Origin of the sequence: Enterobacter sp. E20, from assembly GCF_000801755.2 — a bacterium.
In the GTDB taxonomy this organism is placed as follows: domain Bacteria; phylum Pseudomonadota; class Gammaproteobacteria; order Enterobacterales; family Enterobacteriaceae; genus Enterobacter; species Enterobacter asburiae_B.
In genome coordinates, this window is sequence record NZ_CP012999.1 from 4365438 (window position 1) to 4384126 (window position 18689).

General features: G+C 57.6%; 17 protein-coding genes. 11 read left to right on the forward strand and 6 right to left on the reverse strand.

What is annotated here, in order from left to right; translation table 11 throughout:
- Positions 1 to 21 precede the first annotated feature (21 nt).
- The 4 genes from NI40_RS20470 to NI40_RS20485 all read left to right on the forward strand — a co-directional run bounded on the left by NI40_RS20470 (position 22) and on the right by NI40_RS20485 (position 4176).
- The gene (locus NI40_RS20470; RefSeq protein ID WP_033146795.1) at positions 22 to 1926 is read left to right on the forward strand and encodes an ABC transporter ATP-binding protein; all 1905 of its coding nucleotides are present in this window, start codon (positions 22 to 24) and stop codon (positions 1924 to 1926) included.
- Between the two features lie 112 nt (positions 1927 to 2038).
- Positions 2039 to 3061 (forward strand): hydrolase, encoded by a 1023-nt coding sequence (locus NI40_RS20475; protein WP_039263094.1) that lies wholly within the window; start codon positions 2039 to 2041, stop codon positions 3059 to 3061.
- Positions 3058 to 3276, forward strand: coding sequence for a YheU family protein (locus tag NI40_RS20480; RefSeq protein ID WP_008503016.1), 219 nt, complete (start codon positions 3058 to 3060; stop codon positions 3274 to 3276). The genes NI40_RS20475 and NI40_RS20480 overlap by 4 nt, the downstream gene beginning before the upstream one ends.
- A 30-nt stretch (positions 3277 to 3306) precedes the next feature.
- Positions 3307 to 4176, forward strand: coding sequence for a phosphoribulokinase (locus NI40_RS20485; RefSeq protein ID WP_023309465.1), 870 nt, complete (start codon positions 3307 to 3309; stop codon positions 4174 to 4176).
- Positions 4177 to 4242: 66 nt separating this feature from the next.
- Here the strand turns inward: NI40_RS20485 and NI40_RS20490 are convergent, their stop codons facing one another.
- Complete coding sequence (locus tag NI40_RS20490; RefSeq protein ID WP_008503018.1) at positions 4243 to 4647, reverse strand: OsmC family protein; 405 nt, start codon at positions 4645 to 4647, stop codon at positions 4243 to 4245.
- 311 nt (positions 4648 to 4958) lie between these two features.
- On the opposite strand from NI40_RS20490, the gene crp reads away from it, so the two are divergent.
- The gene (gene crp, locus NI40_RS20495) at positions 4959 to 5591 is read left to right on the forward strand and encodes a cAMP-activated global transcriptional regulator CRP (protein ID WP_000242758.1); all 633 of its coding nucleotides are present in this window, start codon (positions 4959 to 4961) and stop codon (positions 5589 to 5591) included.
- A gap of 57 nt (positions 5592 to 5648) precedes the next feature.
- Positions 5649 to 7736: a YccS/YhfK family putative transporter gene (locus NI40_RS20500; RefSeq protein ID WP_039263093.1), complete on the forward strand. Its 2088-nt coding sequence runs from the start codon at positions 5649 to 5651 to the stop codon at positions 7734 to 7736.
- Here the strand turns inward: NI40_RS20500 and argD are convergent.
- The 4 genes from argD to ppiA form a co-directional block, all read right to left on the reverse strand.
- Positions 7733 to 8953: a bifunctional acetylornithine/succinyldiaminopimelate transaminase gene (argD, locus tag NI40_RS20505; RefSeq protein ID WP_172421409.1), complete on the reverse strand. Its 1221-nt coding sequence runs from the start codon at positions 8951 to 8953 to the stop codon at positions 7733 to 7735. The genes NI40_RS20500 and argD overlap by 4 nt on opposite strands.
- Before the next feature lie 87 nt (positions 8954 to 9040).
- Positions 9041 to 9604, reverse strand: a complete 564-nt coding sequence (pabA, locus tag NI40_RS20510; protein WP_039263092.1) for an aminodeoxychorismate synthase component 2 — start codon at positions 9602 to 9604, stop codon at positions 9041 to 9043.
- A gap of 30 nt (positions 9605 to 9634) precedes the next feature.
- Positions 9635 to 10219: a putative adenosine monophosphate-protein transferase Fic gene (locus tag NI40_RS20515; RefSeq protein ID WP_039263091.1), complete on the reverse strand. Its 585-nt coding sequence runs from the start codon at positions 10217 to 10219 to the stop codon at positions 9635 to 9637.
- A 106-nt stretch (positions 10220 to 10325) separates the two neighbouring features.
- A complete protein-coding gene (gene ppiA, locus NI40_RS20520) occupies positions 10326 to 10898 on the reverse strand; it encodes a peptidylprolyl isomerase A (protein ID WP_023309471.1) in 573 nt (190 codons plus the stop codon).
- A gap of 278 nt (positions 10899 to 11176) precedes the next feature.
- Here ppiA and tsgA point away from each other — a divergent pair, with 278 nt between their 5' ends.
- A complete protein-coding gene (gene tsgA / locus NI40_RS20525) occupies positions 11177 to 12361 on the forward strand; it encodes an MFS transporter TsgA (protein ID WP_039263090.1) in 1185 nt (394 codons plus the stop codon).
- A 3-nt stretch (positions 12362 to 12364) separates the two neighbouring features.
- Here tsgA and NI40_RS20530 read toward each other — a convergent pair whose 3' ends face one another.
- Positions 12365 to 13681 (reverse strand): cytosine deaminase, encoded by a 1317-nt coding sequence (locus NI40_RS20530; RefSeq protein ID WP_039263089.1) that lies wholly within the window; start codon positions 13679 to 13681, stop codon positions 12365 to 12367.
- Positions 13682 to 13920: 239 nt separating this feature from the next.
- On the opposite strand from NI40_RS20530, the gene nirB reads away from it, so the two are divergent.
- From nirB to NI40_RS23445, 4 genes are all read left to right on the forward strand, one after another.
- A complete protein-coding gene (gene nirB, locus NI40_RS20535) occupies positions 13921 to 16464 on the forward strand; it encodes a nitrite reductase large subunit NirB (RefSeq protein ID WP_039263088.1) in 2544 nt (847 codons plus the stop codon).
- Entirely contained in the window at positions 16461 to 16787 is a 327-nt protein-coding gene (gene nirD / locus NI40_RS20540) for a nitrite reductase small subunit NirD (protein ID WP_023309475.1), read from the forward strand. The genes nirB and nirD overlap by 4 nt, the downstream gene beginning before the upstream one ends.
- Positions 16788 to 16922: 135 nt before the next feature.
- Entirely contained in the window at positions 16923 to 18296 is a 1374-nt protein-coding gene (gene cysG / locus NI40_RS20545; protein ID WP_039263087.1) for a siroheme synthase CysG, read from the forward strand.
- 143 nt (positions 18297 to 18439) lie between these two features.
- Positions 18440 to 18610: a YhfL family protein gene (locus NI40_RS23445; protein WP_008503029.1), complete on the forward strand. Its 171-nt coding sequence runs from the start codon at positions 18440 to 18442 to the stop codon at positions 18608 to 18610.
- The last annotated feature ends 79 nt before the right edge of the window (positions 18611 to 18689 follow it).

The window sequence follows — 18689 nt, forward strand, 5'->3', positions numbered from 1 at the left end:
GTCGGAACATACGGCGCTTCTATGATTGTTTTCTCCTCGTTACAAATTCGTCGCGGCGTGCGCGTCCTGCTGGATAACGCCACTGCTACCATCAACCCGGGCCAAAAAGTGGGTCTGGTCGGCAAAAACGGCTGCGGTAAATCCACCCTGCTGGCGCTGCTGAAAAACGAGATTAGCGCGGATGGCGGTAACTTTACCTTCCCGGGAAACTGGCAGCTCGCCTGGGTAAACCAGGAGACGCCTGCGCTGAGCGAACCGGCACTCGACTATGTTATCGACGGCGACCGTGAATACCGTAAGCTCGAAGCGGAACTTCATTCTGCTAACGAGCGCAACGACGGTCACGCCATCGCCACCGTTCACGGCAAGCTGGACGCCATCGACGCGTGGACCATTCGCTCCCGCGCCTCCAGCCTGCTGCACGGCCTGGGCTTCAGCAACGAACAGCTGGAACGTCCGGTCAGCGACTTCTCCGGCGGCTGGCGTATGCGCCTCAACCTGGCGCAGGCGCTGATCTGCCGCTCTGACCTGCTGTTGCTCGACGAACCGACCAACCACCTCGATCTCGATGCGGTTATTTGGCTGGAGAAGTGGCTCAAGAGCTATCAGGGCACTCTGATTCTGATCTCCCACGACCGCGACTTCCTTGACCCGGTGGTGGATAAAATTATTCATATCGAACAGCAAACGATGTTCGAGTACACCGGCAACTACAGCTCCTTCGAGCGCCAGCGCGCGACGCGTCTCGCCCAGCAGCAGTCCATGTACGAAAGCCAGCAGCAGCGCGTGGCGCATCTGCAGAGCTTCGTGGATCGCTTTAAGGCCAAAGCCTCAAAAGCCAAGCAGGCCCAGAGCCGCATCAAGATGCTGGAACGCATGGAGATGATCGCCCCGGCGCACGTGGATAACCCGTTCCACTTCAGCTTCCGCGAGCCGGAAAGCCTGCCTAACCCGCTGCTGAAAATGGAAAAAGTCAGCGCTGGCTATGCCGACCGCATTATTCTCGACTCCATCAAGCTCAACCTGGTGCCGGGTTCCCGCATTGGCCTGCTGGGGCGTAACGGCGCCGGTAAATCGACGCTGATCAAACTGCTGGCGGGCGAGCTTAACCCGGTCAGCGGCGAAATCGGCCTGGCGAAGGGCATCAAGCTGGGTTACTTCGCCCAGCATCAGCTGGAATTTTTACGCGCGGATGAATCGCCGATTCAGCACCTCGCGCGTCTTGCGCCGCAGGAGATGGAGCAGAAGCTGCGCGACTATCTCGGCGGCTTCGGCTTCCAGGGCGATAAGGTGACTGAAAACACCGAGCGCTTCTCCGGCGGCGAAAAGGCCCGTTTGGTGCTGGCGCTGATCGTCTGGCAGCGCCCGAACCTGCTGCTGCTCGATGAACCGACCAACCACCTGGATCTCGACATGCGTCAGGCGCTGACCGAAGCGCTGATTGAGTTCGAAGGCGCGCTGGTGGTGGTTTCGCACGACCGTCACCTGATCCGCTCCACCACGGACGATCTCTATTTAGTGCACGGCGGCAAAGTCGAACCGTTCGACGGCGATCTGGAAGACTATCAGCAGTGGCTGACGGACGTGCAGAAGCAGGAAAACCAGCCGGAAGAGTCAGCGAAAGACAACGCCAACAGCGCGCAGGCGCGTAAAGATCAGAAGCGCCGTGAAGCGGAGCTGCGCACCCAGACGCAGCCCCTGCGTAAAGAGATTACCCGTCTCGAAAAAGAGATGGAAAAACTCAACGCCACGCTGGCTATCGTTGAAGAGAAGCTCGGCGATAGCGGCCTGTATGACCAGAGCCGCAAGGCTGAGCTGACCGACTGCCTGCAAACCCAGGCGAAGACCAAATCCAGTCTCGAAGAGTGCGAGATGGCGTGGCTCGACGCGCAGGAACAGCTGGAAGCGATGCTGCAGGCTGACTGACTTATTTACCCCGTTTGAAGAGCAGAATCCGTACCGGGTTCGGAAATCCAGCTTAAACGGGGTACAATTCGGAAAGTATCGTAAATTTCCGACAAGAATCAGCATCGCGCTTATGACCCAAATCATTCCATCAGACTTCGACATTGCGGCCGAAGACAGCACTGAGTTCGTGCCTATGCGCGGCGTGGCCAATCCGCATTTGCAGACCATGCTGCCGCGACTGATCCGCCGCAAGGTTCAGTTCACCCCGCACTGGCAACGGCTTGACCTGCCAGACGGTGATTTTCTGGATCTCGCCTGGAGCGAAGCGCCTGAACAGGCTCGCCATAAGCCGCGTCTGGTGGTTTTCCACGGTCTGGAAGGCAGCCTGCACAGCCCGTATGCGCATGGGCTAATTGAGGCGGCAAAAGCGCGCGGCTGGCTCGGCGTGGTGATGCATTTTCGCGGCTGCAGCGGTGAACCGAATCGTCAGAAACGCATTTATCACTCGGGTGAAACCGAAGACGGGACGTGGTTTTTACACTGGCTGCGGGAAAATTATGGCACCGTGCCAACGGCCGCCGTGGGCTACTCGCTGGGCGGCAATATGCTGGCCTGTCTGCTGGCCAAAGAGGGCGAAAGCGTACCGCTGGATGCCGCCGTCATTGTCTCCGCGCCGTTTATGCTCGAGCAGTGCAGCTACCACATGGATAAAGGCTTTTCCCGCGTCTACCAGCGCTACCTGCTCAACCTGCTGAAGGCCAACGCGGCGCGTAAGCTGAAGGCCTACCCGGATACCCTGCCGGTAAGCCTGCGCCAGCTGAAAAAGGTGCGTCGTATCCGCGAGTTCGACGACCTGATCACCGCGAAAATCCACGGCTTCGCCGATGCGATTGACTATTATCGTCAGTGCAGCGCCATGCCGCTGCTCAGCAAGATCACGCAGCCGACGCTGATTATTCATGCCAAAGATGACCCGTTTATGGATCATCACTCGATCCCCGCTCAGGAATTCCTGCCCGACAACGTTCACTATCAGTTGACCGAGCATGGCGGCCACGTCGGGTTTATCGGGGGCACGCTGCGCCGCCCGAAAATGTGGCTTGAGGCGCGAATTCCTGACTGGCTGACCCCTTATCTGGACGGTGCAAAATGATTATTCCCTGGCAGGATCTGGCTCCCGAAACGCTCGATAATCTGATTGAAAGCTTTGTATTACGCGAAGGCACCGATTATGGTGAACAGGAACGCTCGCTTGAGCAAAAGGTCAACGATGTTAAGCGCCAGCTGAAAAGCGGCGACGTGGTGCTGGTGTGGTCAGAACTGCATGAGACGGTCAATATCATGCCCCGCAACGCGTTTCACGGCTGATCTTCCACCCTTTTCAGTCAGGGAGTTGCTATGTCTGCCAGACATCCGGTTATTGCCGTTACGGGGTCGAGTGGTGCGGGAACCACCACCACCAGCCTCGCATTTCGCAAGATTTTCGCCCAGCTGAATCTCCGTGCGGCGGAGGTCGAAGGCGACAGCTTTCACCGCTACACGCGTCCGGAGATGGACATGGCCATTCGTAAGGCGCGCGATTCGGGTAAACACATCAGCTACTTCGGCCCGGAGGCCAATGACTTTGGCCTGCTGGAACAAACCTTTATAGAGTACGGTAAGAGCGGCAAAGGGCAGTCCCGCAAGTATCTGCACACCTATGATGAAGCCGTACCCTGGAATCAGGTGCCGGGAACCTTTACCCCGTGGCAGCCGCTGCCGGAACCCACCGACGTCCTGTTTTACGAAGGATTGCACGGTGGCGTGGTCACGCCTCAACACGACGTGGCGCGCCACGTGGATCTGCTGGTCGGCGTGGTCCCTATCGTTAACCTGGAGTGGATCCAGAAGCTGACGCGCGACATGAGCGAGCGCGGCCATTCGCGAGAGGCGGTGATGGACTCCGTGGTGCGCTCCATGGAGGATTACATTAACTTCCTGACGCCGCAGTTCTCCCGCACCCATATCAACTTCCAGCGCGTGCCGACGGTGGACACCTCGAACCCGTTTGCCGCTAAAAGCATCCCGTCGCTGGATGAGAGCTTTGTGGTGATCCATTTCCGCAATCTCGAAGGCATTGATTACCCTTGGCTGCTGGCAATGCTGCAGGGCTCGTTTATTTCGCACATGAATACGTTAGTCGTGCCGGGCGGAAAAATGGGGCTGGCGATGGAGCTCATCATGACGCCGCTGGTGGAGCGACTGATGGAAGGGAAGCAGATCGCGTGAGCATGTTCCCTCTCCCTGTGGGAGAGGGTTAGGATGAGGGCATCAACACGCACGATGCCCCATCAATCACGCCTCGATCACTTCATACGAATGCGTGATTTTTACCGCTTTCTCCAGCATTAACGCCACCGAGCAGTACTTCTCCGCAGACAGGTCCACCGCACGCGAGACCGCCGCGTCTTTCAGCTCTTTACCGGTGACCACAAAGTGCAGGTTAATATGGGTGAACAGGCGTGGCGCCTCTTCGCGACGCTCTGACGTGAGTTTAACCTCACAATCCGTCACGTCATGACGTCCTTTTTGCAGAATCGACACCACATCAATTGCGCTGCATCCTCCTGCCGCCATCAGCACCATTTCCATTGGGCTGGGTGCTTTATCGCCGGAGTTACCGTCCATCAAAATCTGGTGTCCTGACGCGGACTCGCCCAGGAACGTTAAACCTTCAACCCATTTCACGCGCGCTTGCATATTCATTAACTCCAACGTTGCATTTTTGGTGACAGATTACGTGTGCGTTACATTTATCGCAATGGAAGGCGACCTGCATCATGCTGAAGCGAGACACCAGGAGACACGCGGCGAAAGCTATGCTAAAACACTCAGGATGCTACAGTAATACATTGACGTTACACGTGTATGCAGAGGACATCAAACTTTACTGGCTGCGAAACGTTACGGTAGCCGACTTCCCAGGGTATGGGTAAGAATTCGATTGCAACCCCAGAGTCCGGATGCATCTGATGACTCTGGTGACAGCTTATAACAGAGGATAACAGCGCATGGTGCTTGGCAAACCGCAAACAGACCCGACTCTCGAATGGTTCTTGTCTCATTGCCACATTCATAAGTACCCATCGAAGAGCACGCTGATTCACCAGGGTGAAAAAGCGGAAACGTTGTATTACATCGTTAAAGGCTCGGTGGCAGTGCTGATCAAAGATGAAGAAGGGAAAGAGATGATCCTTTCTTATCTGAACCAGGGCGATTTCATCGGTGAACTGGGCCTGTTTGAAGAGGGCCAGGAACGTAGCGCCTGGGTTCGAGCAAAGACAGCATGTGAAGTGGCTGAAATTTCTTACAAGAAGTTCCGTCAGCTGATTCAGGTTAACCCTGACATCCTGATGCGTCTTTCTTCCCAGATGGCGCGCCGTCTGCAGGTCACGTCAGAGAAAGTGGGTAACCTCGCCTTCCTGGACGTTACCGGCCGTATCGCACAAACCCTGTTGAACCTGGCGAAACAGCCAGACGCCATGACCCACCCGGACGGCATGCAAATTAAAATTACCCGTCAGGAAATTGGTCAGATCGTCGGCTGCTCCCGTGAAACAGTGGGCCGTATCCTGAAAATGCTGGAAGATCAAAACCTGATCTCCGCCCACGGTAAAACCATCGTGGTCTACGGAACGCGTTAATTCCGCTTAAACGGCGTGCCATCGCAAGGTGTCACGCCGTTTTTGTCTCTACTCCCCATGTGGCGCAGGCTGATCTATCACCCGGAAGTTAACTACGCACTGCGGCAAACGCTGGTGTTGTGTCTCCCTGTGGCCATAGGCCTGATCCTCGGACATCTTCAGCAAGGCCTGCTGTTTTCCCTCGTGCCCGCCTGCTGCAACATTGCCGGTCTGGACACGCCGCATAAGCGCTTTTTCAAACGCCTGATTATCGGTGGCTGCCTGTTTGCCGGGTGTAGCCTCGCCGTACAACTCCTGCTTGCCCGGGATATCCCGCTGCCGCTGATCCTGACCGTACTGGCGATGACCCTTGGCGTCACGGCGGAAATCAGTTCGCTGCACGCCCGCCTGCTTCCCGCCTCGCTGATTGCGGCCATTTTCACGCTGAGCCTCGCCGGGAACATGCCGGTGTGGGAGCCGCTGCTGATCTACGCCCTGGGGACATTATGGTACGGGCTGTTTAACTGGTTTTGGTTCTGGCTGTGGCGGGAGCAGCCGCTGCGTGAATCCCTGAGCCTGCTCTATGTGCAGCTTGCGGATTACTGCGAAGCCAAATACACCCTGCTCACCCAGCATACCGACCCGGAAAAATCCTTACCGCCGCTGCTGACGCGCCAGCAGAAGGTGGTGGATCTCATAAGCCAGTGCTATCAGCAGCTGCATATGCTCGCCGCCAACAAGAACCACGAGTACAAGCGGCTGCTGCGCACCTTCCAGGTCGGGCTGGATCTGCAGGAGCATATCTCCGTAAGCCTTCACCACCCGCAGGAGGTGCAAAAGCTGGTCGAGCGCAGCCACGCCGAAGCGGTGATCCGCTGGAACGCGCAGACCGTCTCGGCACGTCTGCGCGTGCTGGCCGATGATATTCTCTACCACCGCTACCCGACGCGCTTTAACATGGAAAAACAGCTGGGCGCGCTGGAGAAAATCGCCCGCCAGCATCCCGATAACCCGGTCGGCCAGTTTGCCGCCTGGCACTTCAGCCGCATCGCCCGCGTGTTGCGCACGCAGCGCCCGCTTTATCCCCGCGACCTGATGGCGGATAAGCAAAAACGGCTTCCGCTATTGCCCGCGCTCAAAAGCTATCTTTCTCTTAAATCTTCCGCTCTGCGCAACGCCGCAAGGATTAGCGTTATGCTCAGTACCGCCAGCCTGATGGGCATGGCGCTGCACCTGCCGAAACCCTACTGGATATTAATGACCGTGCTGTTTGTCACCCAGAACGGCTACGGCGCCACGCGGGTGCGTATTCTGCATCGCGCTGGCGGAACGATGGCCGGGCTGATCATTGCGGGCGTAACGCTGCACTTCCACGTGCCGGAAGGCTATACCCTGGCAGGGATGCTGGCGATTACGCTGGTGAGCTATCTGATTATCCGCAAAAATTACGGCTGGGCGATGGTGGGCTTTACGGTGACGGCGGTATATACCCTGCAGCTGCTCACGCTCAATGGCGAACAGTTTATTGTCGCCAGGCTGATTGATACCCTGATCGGCTGCCTGATTGCCTTTGGCGGCATGGTCTGGCTGTGGCCGCAGTGGCAGAGCGGGCTGCTGAGGCAGAACGCCCACGACGCGCTGGAAGCCGACCAGCAGGCCATTCGCCTGATCCTGAGCGATGACCCTCAGCCCTCGCCGCTGGCCTATCAGCGGATGAAGGTCAACCAGGCGCACAACGCCCTGTTTAACTCGCTCAACCAGGCGATGCAGGAGCCGGGCTTTAACTCGCACTATCTGGCAGACATGAAGCTCTGGGTGACGCACAGTCAGTTTATCGTCGAGCATATTAACGCCATGACCACGCTGGCGCGCGAGCACACGATGCTGACGCCGGATCTGGCGCAGCGCTATTTGCAGTCGTGTGAAATTGCGTTGCAGAGGTGTCAGCAGCGTCTGGAGTATGACGCGCCGGGCGAGTCGGGCGACTCAAACATTTTGGAAGCGCCGGAGACGTTGACCCACGGGCCAATGAGCACCCTGGAGCAGCATTTACAGCGCGTTCTGGGGCATCTGAACACCATGCACACCATTTCGTCGGTGGCATGGCGTCAGCGTCCGCATCACGGCATTTGGTTAACGCGCCGGCTAAAGCGAACCGAGTATTAGCCTTTTACGATCTTCTCGACCGCCGCGGCAAAGCGGGTTAACCCGTCTTCGATGTCTTTGTCTTCTACCACCAGCGACGGCGCAAAGCGCATCACGTCCGGCCCGGCATTAAGCACCATCACCCCTTCGTGGGCGGCGGCGTGAAGGAAGTCGCGCGCCCGGCCTTTGTACTGCGGCTTCAGCTCGGCGCCAATCAACAGCCCCATCCCGCGAATTTCGCTGAACACATCGTACTGTTCATCAATCTTTTGCAGGTGTTTTACGAACAGCTCGCGCTTCGCGCTCACGGCGTTCAACACCTCCGGCGTGTTGATAATGTCGAATGCGGCACCCGCCACGGCGCTCGCCAGCGGGTTACCGCCGTAGGTGGAACCGTGAGAACCGACGTGGAACGCGGAGGCGATCTCCTGCGTCGTCAGTACCGCACTCACCGGGAAACCGCCGCCGAGCGCTTTGGCGCTGGTCAGGATGTCCGGCGTCACGCCGTAGTGCATATAAGCGAACAGATCGCCGGTACGCCCCATCCCGCACTGCACTTCATCAAAGACCAGCAGCGCCTGATGCTCGTCGCACAGCGCGCGCAGCCCTTTCAGGAATTCCGGAGTTGCCGCCGTCACGCCGCCTTCACCCTGGATAGGCTCGACCACCACCGCGCAGGTGTGGTCGTCCATGACCGCTTTCACCGCGTGCAGATCGTTAAACGGTACGTGGACGATGTCGGCCGGTTTCGGGCCAAACCCGTCGGAATACTTCGGCTGGCCGCCAACGGAGACGGTAAAGAAGGAGCGTCCGTGGAAGGCATTGTGGAAGGCGATGATTTTGGTTTTGTACGGGCTGTGGCGCGTTGTCGCGTAGTAGCGCGCCAGCTTAAACGCAGTTTCGTTGGCTTCAGTGCCGGAGTTCATAAACAGCACGCGCTCGGCAAAGGTCGCATCGATGATCTTGCGGCCCAGGCGCAGCGCCGGTTCGTTGGTGAACACATTGCTGGTATGCCACAGGGTTTCGCCCTGGGTTTTCAGCGCCTCAACCAGCGCGGGATGGCAATGACCCAGCGCCGTGACCGCAATCCCGCCCGCGAAATCCACATACTCTTTACCCTGCTGATCCCAGACGCGGCTGCCTTTTCCCTTCACCGGGATAAACTCAGCCGGTGCATAAATCGGCAGGATCACTTCATCAAATGTCGCGCGGGTAATTGCTGGTTGTTCAGTTGCCATGTCATGACCATCCATTTTTATGTCACAGTGATTGTGAAAATATAATCACAAAATATGCATAAAAAATCATAGCAAGGCAACAGATATTCAGCGATTGAGGAAATTTGCCAGCAGCGCGTGCCCCTGCTCGCTGAGGATGCTTTCCGGGTGGAACTGCACGCCTTCGAGGTCCCATTCGCGGTGGCGAATCCCCATGATCTCCTGCGTATCGCTCCAGGCGGTCACCTCAAAGCAGTCGGGCAGGGTCGACGGGTCAATCACCAGGGAATGGTAGCGCGTCACGGTTAACGGGTTATTGAGCCCCGTGAATACCCCGGTGCCGGCGTGGGTGACCGGAGAGGTTTTACCGTGCATCACTTTCGCGGCGCGCACGATGGTGGCACCAAACGCCTGAGCAATCGCCTGATGGCCCAGACAAACGCCCAGGATCGGCAGCTTGCCGGCATAGTGCTGGATAACATCCAGAGAAATACCCGATTCTGACGGCGTACACGGCCCCGGAGAAATCACGATTTTCTGCGGAGCCAGCATCCCGATATCGGCCAGTCCGATCTCGTCGTTGCGGCGGACAACCACCTCTGCACCCAGTTCACAAAAATACTGGTAAAGGTTCCAGGTGAAGGAATCGTAGTTATCAATCAGCAGAATCATGGCGGCCCCCGAAAAAAATGCCGCCCTATTCTACTCAGATTCCCGCGCTTCGCTCACTACTTTGGCAAAGATAGCGTTGAGCGCGGTTAAATCTCCCGTTGCGCCGCTTCGGTTAGCCGCCACCCACTGGTCGGGATCGATATCGCGCCAGTCCAGCGCGTAGCCCGCGTGGAGCGCCAGCTGCTCGAAGAAAACGCGCTGGGCAATACCGTTGCCGCGCATAAACGGATGCAGCATGTTGATTTCGCAGTAATAGTGGCTAACCCGGTCAACAAACGCCGCTTTCTCAAGACCCACGAGATACTTTTCGCTTTCCAGCGCCGCCATCAGCTCGTTGCCCATCTTCTCGATGTATTCGAAATGGCAGAACGGAATGTCACCCTTAAAAATATCGTCGGTACGTAACTCGCCTGCCCGCTTCATCTCGCTGCGGTACAAATGACGATGAATAAGGCACAGATGGGGCAACCCGGGCGCGGAAGGCCCAAGCTCCAGCGTCTCAATATGGGGCTCTGAGGGACCATTACCTTTTTCAAGGAGACAACTGGCCTGTAAATTGACGTTACGCTGCTGTTCCCAGAGACGGGATTTTTGCTTGTCGGTGAGCTTTTTCACTTAACGCCTCCCTGAATAGTCCGTTTGCCACAAGTATAAGCAGCAAAACGCGCTTTCGCAGGGAGGGCGACATAACGCGGGCAGAAGAAGCCCGCGTTCAGAAGAATTACGGCAGAACTTTTGCGGAGAGGATAACCACCGGTTTTGACGGCACATTCTGATACGGACCGACGTCGTGGGTAGGCACCTGAGAAATCTTGTCGGCCACGTCCATCCCTTTCACAATCTTACCGAAAACGGCATAGCCAAAGTCGCGCTGACCGTGGTCGAGGAAGGCGTTATCCGCCACGTTCAGGAAGAACTGGCTGGTCGCGCTGTCTTTGTCTGCGGTACGCGCCATGGAGATGGTGCCGCGTTTGTTCAGCAGCCCGTTGTCCGCTTCGTTTTTGATTGGCGGGTTAGGCTGCTTCTGCTGCATCTGCTCGTTGAAGCCGCCGCCCTGCACCATGAAGCCTGGGATCACGCGGTGGAAAGTGGTGTTGTTATAGAAACCACTGTTCACATAGTCGAGGAAGTTTTTCACGGAAACAGGGGCTTTCTGGCTATTCAGTTCCAGCTCAATATTCCCGGCAGAGGTGGTCAGCAGAACGTGAGGGTCCCCTTTGGCTGCCAGCGCAGCAGGGGAAACGGCAGAAAGAGCAAACACAGCTGCGACAGCCGCCAGTGTTGATTTGAGCATGAGAATTCCTTAACAAAGCGCAGTATAAAAAGCGAATGGCTTGATTCTAAAGAGCAGTATGAACGGAGACCAGCCTTTTACCTAATTTTACGAAGTTGAAACAATTATTACCGCGCAAACGATTGGTTACGCCGTCAATTAATGTGATTTAGATCACACTAAAACCTGCAATGACGTAATCATTGCCCTTAAAAGATAGGAATAGATCACTTTAGCGACTAAAATCTGCCCGCTCTCAGCGCCCCCCGGGCGCTTTTCTTTTTCTGAACAGGCCAGACATGACTAACAGCAATCGCATCAAGCTCACATGGATCAGCTTCTTCTCCTACGCCCTGACCGGCGCGTTGGTGATCGTCACCGGGATGGTGATGGGGAATATCGCAGACTACTTCCAGCTGCCCGTTTCCAGCATGAGTAACACCTTTACCTTCCTCAACGCGGGGATCCTGATCTCTATCTTCCTGAATGCCTGGCTGATGGAAATCGTCCCGCTGAAAACCCAGCTGCGTTTTGGCTTTGTGCTGATGGTTGCCGCCGTGGCGGGCCTGATGCTGAGCCACAGCATCGCCCTGTTCTCCGCCGCCATGTTCGTGCTGGGTCTGGTCAGCGGGATCACCATGTCGATCGGTACGTTCCTGATTACCCACATGTATGAAGGCCGCCAGCGCGGCGCGCGTCTGCTGTTTACCGACTCCTTCTTCAGCATGGCCGGAATGATTTTCCCGATGGTCGCGGCCGTTCTGCTGGCGCGCAGCATCGAATGGTACTGGGTCTATGCCTGCATCGGCCTGGTCTACGTGGCGATCTTTATTCTGACCTTCGGCTGCGAGTTCCCGGTGCTGGGCAAGAAAGCGCAAACCACCGCCGAGCCGGTTGCGAAAGAAAAGTGGGGCATCGGCGTGCTGTTCCTCTCCATCGCCGCGCTGTGCTACATCCTGGGCCAGCTGGGCTTTATCTCCTGGGTACCGGAGTACGCGAAAGGTCTGGGCATGAGCCTGAACGACGCGGGTAAACTGGTGAGCGATTTCTGGATGTCTTACATGTTCGGCATGTGGGCGTTTAGCTTCATCCTGCGCTTCTTCGACCTGCAGCGCATTCTGACCGTGCTGGCGGGGCTGGCGACCGTGCTGATGTACCTGTTCATCAACGGTTCACCGGAGCACATGCCGTGGTTCATTCTGACCCTGGGCTTCTTCTCCAGCGCCATTTATACCTCGATCATCACCCTGGGCTCCCTGCAGACCAAAGTGGCCTCGCCGAAGCTGGTTAACTTCGTCCTGACCTGCGGCACCATCGGCACCATGCTGACCTTCGTGGTCACCGGCCCAATCGTCGCCCACAGCGGCCCGCTGGCGGCGCTGCACACCGCGAACGGTCTGTATGCCGTGGTATTCATCATGTGCTTCGTTCTGGGCTTCGTGACCCGCCACCGCCAGCACAACGCGGCAGCAGCGTCTCACTAACCCCTACGCCCCTTTGCGCTCGGCAGAGGGGCTGTTTCTGGCAAAACTTACCTCTTCTCCTCCGATATCCATCTGGATCCACGTCTGCGCCAGCTGCGTCGTGGCGATCACGCGTCCCTGACGAATCGACCAGCGCACCGGCACCTGACAGCGCACCGCTTCAAACCCGCTCTCGGCAGGCAGAATAATCAGGTTCGCCGGGTTCCCCGTGGCAATACCGTAATCGCTCAGGCCGAAGGTACGGGCGCTGTTATGGGTGATGAGATTCAGACCGCTGTCGATTTGCGGATAGCCCATCATCTGGCAGACGTGCAGCCCCATATGCAGCACCTGCAGCATGTTGCCGGTGCCGAGCGGGTACCACGGGTCGAAGACGTCGTCATGGCCGAAGCAGACGTTAATGCCCGCTTCCTGCAGCTCTCTCACCCGGGTGATGCCGCGGCGCTTCGGATAGTCATCAAAGCGCCCCTGAAGATGAATATTGACCAGCGGGTTAGCGACGAAGTTAATTCCCGACATTTTCAGCAGACGGAAGAGCCGCGAGGTGTAAGCGCCGTTGTAGGAATGCATGGCGGTGGTGTGGCTGGCCGTCACGCGCGGGCCGATGCCTGCCTCATACGCCAGCGTTGCCACCGTCTCGACAAACCGCGACTGCTCGTCGTCGATTTCATCGCAGTGGATATCCAGCGGACGGTCATATTTCTTCGCCAGTTCAAAAGCGATATGCAGCGACTGTACGCCATACTCGCGGGTGAACTCGAAGTGCGGAATCGCCCCCACCACGTCGGCCCCCAGCCTTAACGCCTCTTCCAGCAGCGCCGCGCCGTTCGGGTAAGAGAGAATACCTTCCTGCGGGAATGCGACGATTTGCAGCGTCACCCACGGGGCAATCTCCTGCTTCACCTCCAGCATCGCCTTCAGGGCGGTGAGCGTCGGGTCGGAGACATCCACATGGGTACGGACAAACTGGATACCGTTGGCAATTTGCCACTTCAGCGTTTTCCAGGCGCGCGCTTTGACATCCTCATGGCTGAGCAACGCCTTGCGCTCCGCCCAGCGCTCAATGCCTTCGAACAGCGTGCCGGACTGGTTCCAGTTCGGCTCACCCGCGGTCTGGGTCGTATCAAGATGGATATGCGGCTCAATGAACGGCGGGATCGCAAGCCCGCCGCGCGCGTTCAATACTTCATAACTTTCGGCGTGGGTGTCGTCCATCGGGGTGATGTCACCAAATCGCCCGTTCTCAATGGCGAGCTGCCACAGCCCTTCCCGACCCGGTAAACGAACATTCTGAACAAGCCATAACGGTGTTGTAGACATACCCTTCCCCTAAAAAACGCCGCTGATATTCAGGCGTATCGATTTTGGCAAAACCGCCCCTGATTTGTATACAAATTCAACGAGCGCGAAAAGCCTGCGATTTCCGCCACTTATAAAAATCCTGACAAATCAGTTATATACCACCTAAGGAGTAGGCGAAGACGTATTTGATTTGCATCAATAAGCGCCCCTGCTGAATCGTTAAGGTAGGCAATAATAGAAAAGAAATCGAGGCAATAATGAGCAAAGTCAGACTCGCTATCATCGGTAACGGCATGGTCGGCCACCGCTTTATCGAGGATCTTCTCGATAAGGCCGATGCTGAGCAGTTCGATATTACCGTGTTCTGTGAAGAACCCCGCAAGGCGTACGACCGTGTGCACCTGTCTTCCTACTTCTCCCATCATACCGCCGAAGAGCTCTCTCTGGTGCGCGAAGGTTTCTACGAGAAGCATGGCGTAAAAGTGCTGGTGGGCGAACGCGCTATCACCATCAACCGTCAGGAAAAAGTGATCCACTCCAGCGCCGGGCGTACGGTTTTTTACGACAAGCTGATCATGGCGACGGGCTCTTATCCGTGGATCCCGCCGATCAAAGGCTCGGAAACTCAGGATTGCTTCGTCTACCGTACCATTGAAGACCTCAACGCCATCGAATCCTGCGCCCGTCGCAGCCGTCGCGGCGCGGTGGTCGGCGGCGGCCTGCTGGGTCTGGAAGCGGCAGGCGCGCTGAAAAACCTCGGCGTTGAAACCCACGTCATCGAATTTGCCCCGATGCTGATGGCCGAACAGCTCGACCACATGGGCGGTGACCAGCTGCGTCGTAAAATCGAAAGCATGGGCGTGAAGGTTCACACCAGCAAAAACACCAAAGAGATCGTTCAGGAAGGGACTGAAGCGCGCAAAACCATGCGCTTTGCCGATGGCAGCGAGCTGGAAGTGGACTTCATCGTCTTCTCCACCGGTATTCGCCCGCGCGACAAGCTGGCGACCCAGTGCGGGCTGGCCGTGGCGCAGCGCGGCGGGATCATGATCAACGACGCCTGCCAGACCTCCGATCCGGATATCTACGCCATCGGCGAATGCGCAAGCTGGAACAACCGCGTATACGGTCTGGTGGCACCGGGCTACAAAATGGCGCAGGTCGCCGTGGACCATATCCTCGGCAGCGAAAACGCGTTTACCGGTGCAGACATGAGCGCCAAGCTGAAGCTGCTGGGCGTGGACGTGGGCGGTATTGGCGATGCGCATGGCCGCACCCCGAATTCCCGCAGCTATGTCTATCTCGACGAAAGCAAAGAAGTCTACAAACGCCTCATCGTCAGCCAGGACAACAAAACCCTGCTCGGCGCGGTGCTGGTGGGCGACACCAGCGACTTCGGCAACCTGCTCCAGCTGGTGCTGAACGCCATCGAACTGCCGGAAAACCCGGACGCGCTGATCCTCCCGGCGCACGCGTCCAGCGGCAAGCCGTCTATCGGCGTGGATAAACTGCCGGACAGCGCGCAAATTTGCTCCTGCTTCGACGTCACCAAAGGCATGCTGATCTCCGCCATCAACAAAGGCTGCCACACCGTGGCGGCGCTGAAAGCGGAAACCAAAGCCGGTACCGGCTGCGGCGGCTGTATTCCGCTGGTCACTCAGGTGCTGAACGCCGAACTGGCGAAACAGGGCATCGAAGTGAACAACAACCTGTGCGAGCACTTCGCGTATTCTCGCCAGGAGCTGTATCACCTGATCCGCGTGGAAGGCATCAAGTCCTTCGACGAGCTGCTGGCGAAACACGGCCAGGGCTACGGCTGCGAAGTGTGTAAACCGACCGTCGGCTCCCTGCTGGCCTCCTGCTGGAACGAGTACGTACTCAATCCGGAACACACGCCGCTGCAGGACACCAACGACAACTTCCTGGCGAACATCCAGAAAGACGGCACCTACTCCGTTATTCCACGCTCAGCCGGGGGCGAAATCACGCCGGAAGGGCTGGTCGCCGTGGGTCGTATTGCGCGTGAATTTAACCTCTACACCAAAATTACCGGCTCCCAGCGTATCGGCCTGTTTGGCGCGCAGAAAGACGATCTGCCGGAAATCTGGCGTCAGCTGATTGAAGCCGGCTTCGAAACCGGTCACGCGTACGCCAAAGCGCTGCGTATGGCGAAAACCTGCGTGGGGAGCACCTGGTGCCGCTACGGCGTCGGCGACAGCGTGGGCTTCGGCGTGGAGCTGGAAAACCGCTACAAAGGCATCCGCACCCCGCACAAGATGAAGTTTGGCGTCTCCGGCTGTACCCGCGAATGTGCGGAAGCGCAGGGTAAAGACGTGGGGATCATCGCCACCGAGAAGGGCTGGAACCTGTACGTCTGCGGCAACGGCGGGATGAAGCCACGCCACGCGGACCTGCTGGCGGCGGATCTCGATCGCGACACGCTGGTTCAGTATCTCGACCGCTTCATGATGTTCTATATCCGCACCGCCGATAAGCTGACCCGTACCGCCTCCTGGCTCGATAACCTGGAAGGCGGCATCGACTACCTGAAAGCGGTGATCATCGACGACAAGCTGGGCCTGAACGAGCACCTGGAAGCGGAGATGGCGCGCCTGCGCGAGGCGGTGATCTGCGAATGGACGGAAACCGTCAACACCCCGGCGGCGCAGACGCGCTTCAAACACTTCATCAACAGCACCCAGCGCGACCCGAACGTACAGGTAGTGCCCGAGCGTGAACAGCATCGTCCAGCGACACCGTATGAACGTATTCCGGTCACGCTGGTGGAGGAAAATGCATGAGCCAGTGGATAAACATTTGCGATATTAACGACATCATCCCGGCCACCGGCGTATGCGCGCTGCTGGGCAGCGAGCAGGTTGCGATTTTCCGCCCTCGCCACGATGAACAGGTTTTTGCCATCAGCAATATCGACCCGTTCTTCGAGGCCAGCGTGCTCTCCCGCGGGCTGATTGCCGAGCATCAGGGCGAACTGTGGGTCGCCAGCCCGCTGAAAAAGCAGCGTTTCCGCTTAAGCGACGGTTACTGCATGGAAGATGAGAGTCATTCAGTGAAGCACTATGACGTTCGCGTGAAGGACGGCAAGGTGCAGTTGAAAGGCTAATCCCCCGCCTTTTCAATACGAAAAGCTTATGACCCCTAATGGGTAACGGCAGGAAAAACCGTATGTTTTGTACGATTCCTGCTGTTATCCTGACGTCAATTCTTACCCCCTCCATGAAAGCTGCGAGGTAACGTCGTGGATCACCTGCCGATTTTCTGTCAATTACGCAACCGCGACTGCCTGCTCGTGGGCGGCGGCGACGTGGCTGAACGCAAAGCGCGCCTGCTGCTAGAGGCTGGCGCCCGGCTCACCGTCAATGCCCTCACCTTCGCCCCACAGTTTGAGGTCTGGGCTCAGGAAGGGATGCTCACGCTGGAACAGGGTGAGTTTGATGAATCCCTGCTCGATACCTGCTGGCTGACGATTGCCGCAACGGACGACGATGAAGTGAACCAGCGCGTCAGCGACGCCTGCGAAGCGCGTCGAATCTTCTGCAACGTGGTGGATGCGCCGAAAGAGGCCAGCTTTATTATGCCGTCGATTATCGACCGCTCGCCGCTGATGATTGCGGTGTCGTCCGGCGGACGCTCGCCGGTTCTCGCCCGCCTGCTGCGGGAAAAGCTGGAAGCCGTGCTGCCGCAGCACCTTGGTCAGATTGCCCATTACGCCGGGCAGCTCCGCTCCCGCGTGAAGCAAACCTTCTCGACCGTTGGCGAGCGTCGTCGCTTCTGGGAAAAATTCTTTGTGAACGACAGGCTGGCGCAGTCGCTGGCGAATCAGGACACCAAAGCCGTAGAAGAGACGACCGAACAGCTGCTCAGCGAGCCGCTGGACCATCGCGGCGAAGTGGTGCTGGTGGGCGCAGGCCCCGGCGATGCGGGCTTGCTGACGCTGAAAGGGCTACAGCAGATCCAGCAGGCCGATACCGTGGTTTACGATCGCCTGGTCTCTGATGACATCATGAACCTGGTACGCCGCGATGCCGACCGCGTATTCGTTGGAAAACGGGCGGGCTATCACTGCGTGCCGCAGGAGGAGATTAACCAGATCCTGCTGCGCGAGGCGCAGAAAGGTAAGCGCGTGGTGCGCCTTAAGGGTGGCGATCCGTTTATCTTTGGTCGCGGCGGCGAGGAGCTGGAAACCCTGTGTGACGCGGGTATTCCGTTCTCCGTCGTGCCGGGCATTACGGCGGCATCCGGCTGCTCAGCTTACTCTGGCATTCCGCTGACCCACCGCGACTATGCCCAGAGCGTGCGTCTGGTGACGGGCCATCTGAAAACCGGCAGCGAGCTGGACTGGCATAACCTGGCCGCTGAAAAGCAAACGCTGGTCTTCTACATGGGGCTGAACCAGGCCGCGACGATTCAGGCGAAGTTGCTGGAGCACGGCATGGAGGCTGATATGCCGGTTGCGCTGGTGGAAAACGGTACGTCCATCAAGCAACGCGTGGTGAATGGCGTACTGACGCAGCTCGGTGAACTAGCTCAGCAGGTCGAAAGCCCGGCGCTGATTGTGGTGGGTCGCGTGGTTGAGCTGCGCGATAAGCTGAACTGGTTCTCAAATCACTAACGCATATTCTTCCTTTGCGGAGTAGTCCTTATGCGGACTACTCCCCTCTTACCGCTGTCGATAACATACCGCCCCGAAGTGGAATTTCTCCCTTTATTCCCTTGAGTTACATCCAACTTTCGTTTTTAAGACAAGGAATGCGTATGTTCAAACTGGCAAAAGCCGCCGTTCTGGTTGGCCTGTTATCGACTCTGACTGCCTGTACCGGTCATGTACAGAACACCAAAAATAACTGCAGCTACGATTACCTGCTGCACCCGGCGATCTCCATTTCGAAGATCATCGGCGGTTGCGGCCCGGCGGCGCAGCAGTAAGCGTTTTTCAGGTGTAAAAAAACCGGGAATTTCCCGGTTTTTTAGTTTAGGGAAGTGCGGCCTGATGCCCTCACCCTGA

What these genes read in the sequence shown, in the direction of transcription:
- NI40_RS20470 (WP_033146795.1), top strand. Translation starts at nt 22, where the DNA reads ATGATTGTTTTCTCCTCGTTACAAATTCGTCGCGGCGTGCGCGTCCTG.
- NI40_RS20475 (WP_039263094.1), top strand. Translation starts at nt 2,039, where the DNA reads ATGACCCAAATCATTCCATCAGACTTCGACATTGCGGCCGAAGACAGC.
- NI40_RS20480 (WP_008503016.1), top strand. Translation starts at nt 3,058, where the DNA reads ATGATTATTCCCTGGCAGGATCTGGCTCCCGAAACGCTCGATAATCTG.
- NI40_RS20485 (WP_023309465.1), top strand. Translation starts at nt 3,307, where the DNA reads ATGTCTGCCAGACATCCGGTTATTGCCGTTACGGGGTCGAGTGGTGCG.
- NI40_RS20490 (WP_008503018.1), bottom strand. Translation starts at nt 4,647, where the DNA reads ATGCAAGCGCGCGTGAAATGGGTTGAAGGTTTAACGTTCCTGGGCGAG.
- crp (WP_000242758.1), top strand. Translation starts at nt 4,959, where the DNA reads ATGGTGCTTGGCAAACCGCAAACAGACCCGACTCTCGAATGGTTCTTG.
- NI40_RS20500 (WP_039263093.1), top strand. Translation starts at nt 5,649, where the DNA reads ATGTGGCGCAGGCTGATCTATCACCCGGAAGTTAACTACGCACTGCGG.
- argD (WP_172421409.1), bottom strand. Translation starts at nt 8,953, where the DNA reads ATGGCAACTGAACAACCAGCAATTACCCGCGCGACATTTGATGAAGTG.
- pabA (WP_039263092.1), bottom strand. Translation starts at nt 9,604, where the DNA reads ATGATTCTGCTGATTGATAACTACGATTCCTTCACCTGGAACCTTTAC.
- ppiA (WP_023309471.1), bottom strand. Translation starts at nt 10,898, where the DNA reads ATGCTCAAATCAACACTGGCGGCTGTCGCAGCTGTGTTTGCTCTTTCT.
- tsgA (WP_039263090.1), top strand. Translation starts at nt 11,177, where the DNA reads ATGACTAACAGCAATCGCATCAAGCTCACATGGATCAGCTTCTTCTCC.
- NI40_RS20530 (WP_039263089.1), bottom strand. Translation starts at nt 13,681, where the DNA reads ATGTCTACAACACCGTTATGGCTTGTTCAGAATGTTCGTTTACCGGGT.
- nirB (WP_039263088.1), top strand. Translation starts at nt 13,921, where the DNA reads ATGAGCAAAGTCAGACTCGCTATCATCGGTAACGGCATGGTCGGCCAC.
- nirD (WP_023309475.1), top strand. Translation starts at nt 16,461, where the DNA reads ATGAGCCAGTGGATAAACATTTGCGATATTAACGACATCATCCCGGCC.
- NI40_RS23445 (WP_008503029.1), top strand. Translation starts at nt 18,440, where the DNA reads ATGTTCAAACTGGCAAAAGCCGCCGTTCTGGTTGGCCTGTTATCGACT.